A 349-nucleotide genomic window follows, 5' to 3' on the forward strand; every position below is an offset into this window, starting at 1 on the left:
CGCCAGGGCGCGCGCGATCTCGAGGCGGCGCTGGTGGCCGTACGACAGGTTGCGCGACGTGTAGTCCGCGTACTGCAGCACGCCGACATACTCGAGCAGCTCGATCGCGCGCTCCTTGATTTCACGCTCTTCCTGGCGTTCCGCCGGCGTCTGGAACACCGCGCCGAGCAGACCGTGCCTGGTGCGCACGTGGCGGCCCACCATCACGTTCTCGAGCGCGGTCATGCCGCCGAACAGGCGGATGTTCTGGAACGTGCGCGCAATGCCCGTCTTTGCAACCTGGTGCACCGCGGTCGGCTTGTATTCCGCGCCGTCCAGCTTGAACTCGCCGGAGTCCGGCGTGTACAGG

General features: G+C 67.3%; 1 protein-coding gene. It reads right to left on the reverse strand.

Annotation, left to right across the window (positions count from 1 at the left end; genetic code table 11):
* The coding region (locus ACV229_RS40800; RefSeq protein WP_448088692.1) for an ATP-binding cassette domain-containing protein at positions 1-349 on the reverse strand (349 nt) is incomplete at both ends.

The organism is Burkholderia sp. MR1-5-21 (assembly GCF_053427715.1).